At 38.3% G+C, this 1,682-nt stretch carries 1 protein-coding gene; it reads right to left on the bottom strand.

What is annotated here, in order from left to right:
* Positions 1 to 119 precede the first annotated feature (119 nt).
* Positions 120 to 1,571, bottom strand: coding sequence for an IS1182 family transposase (locus L691_RS0101750; protein WP_025688405.1), 1,452 nt, complete (start codon positions 1,569 to 1,571; stop codon positions 120 to 122).
* Positions 1,572 to 1,682 lie beyond the last annotated feature (111 nt).

Below are 1,682 nucleotides of genomic sequence, written 5' to 3'. Positions count from 1 at the left end.
GAGGCCACTGAAAAAGGTTAGCTTTTGACTTTGTGAAATGCCCAAAAATAGATAAAGGCGAATTTCCATTCAACTATGAATGAGAATTCGCCTTTATTTTATGGATTACTTCATGTTTTCTACTTCAATAGTGTCATTATTCTTTTGAGGTTGACAGTGAATATGGCCATTGCCCCTTGCATATGCATGCCAACAAGACCCGAGGTAGATGCCACATCATACCCGTGTCTGTGTTTTAACTCACTATTCTTTGCTTCAATTTTATAGCGTTCTCTTGCTTTCTCTTTGAAATACTCACTTTCTTGGAAAGCTTTTTGCTCGCTATGTTCCGTTGATTTAATGCTGATCGAATAGGTTTTGGATTTTGCGCCTTCTTTATAACAACCCTCTCTAAGGGGACATTGCTTACATTTATCGATGTCAAAGTAATAGGTATCTTTTTGGTTTTTTCCTATATTTTTCGTTCCAGTACGCGCTCTGCGAATCGCCATATGTCCAGCTTTACAAACGTACATTCCTGCATCTTTATTAAACTCAAATTCATCTTCTTTTTTGCGAGTGCCTTGGGTAATCTGTGGGTGTAATTTTGATACGAGTTGTAATTCATTTTGGTTGGCATACTGGATGTTATCTTTCTCGGAATAGGCTGTATCTCCAATCACCGTATCGATTTCCATACCCGTTTCCCGACTTTTTTCGATCAATGTTTGCAGTTGTTTCCCATCACCTTTTTCCCCTGTTGTAATTACCGCAGCTGTAATAATACGCTCTTCATTCATTGCAATATGTGTTTTATAACCAAAGAAAGAAGAGTCCGCCGTTTTGTGACCTACACGTGCGTCTGGATCATTGGATAGTTGAAGATGCTCATGGTGATCGGCTACGATTTCCTTCAAATAGTTCAGCTTTTCTTTTACCTTTGGGTATTCGCGGATGGCTTCTTCTTTTTCCACAGCATTTATGACTTTTTGGCAATAGTCCAGTTCATCTTCTAATTCGTTCGTCGTCGTTTTTGGCGGGAATTTATCTTTCATCTTCTCATCGATTTGATAAACTGCTTTTCGTAGCAGCTTAGACTTCTCCATCAGAATCTCTTTTGGTGATTGCTGATTGAAACGTGCTTTCGTATGTGTGGCGTCCACTATAATAGCGCTGCTTTTAATGATTTCTTTTTCCAATGCGATTTCCACTGTCTTCTGAATAAGCATGTCAAGCAGATTTACATCTTTCAAGCGAAGTTTACGAAACTTCGTAAGTGAACTAGGATTGATCACCTCATCTTCAGGCGCCATATCTAAGAAGTATTTGAGGGACATGTCATATTTAGAACGCTCCACGACATCCACATCTGATAAATCGAAGATCGACTTCAGCAATAAATATTTAAACATCCGGATGGGGGACACAGCATTACGACCGTTGTCCAAGCAATATTTATTCTCTAATTCTTCATGTACAAAAGAAAAATCTACAAGGTCATTAATTTGACGTAACATATTATCTTTAGGCACTACGATATCATATATAGCCATAAATGGACTGAAGTTGAGGGATTGTTGGTTTGAAATCATCTGAGACACCACCTGAAATTAATAACTTTATTATACAGGAAAACAGGATACCATTCCTCAGAAATGAGGTCTGGTATCCTGTTCTAAGATTTGGACTTTTTCAGTGGCCTC

The sequence above is a fragment of the Paenibacillus zanthoxyli JH29 genome (genome assembly GCF_000520715.1).
GTDB classification, from domain to species: Bacteria; Bacillota; Bacilli; order Paenibacillales; family Paenibacillaceae; genus Paenibacillus_AQ; species Paenibacillus_AQ zanthoxyli.
Note: the sequence above shows the minus strand (reverse complement) of the source record. Positions and strands in the feature narration are given on the sequence as shown.

Excerpts from the sequence above, each read along its gene's own strand:
- L691_RS0101750 (WP_025688405.1), bottom strand. The coding sequence starts at position 1,571 with ATGATTTCAAACCAACAATCCCTCAACTTCAGTCCATTTATGGCTATA.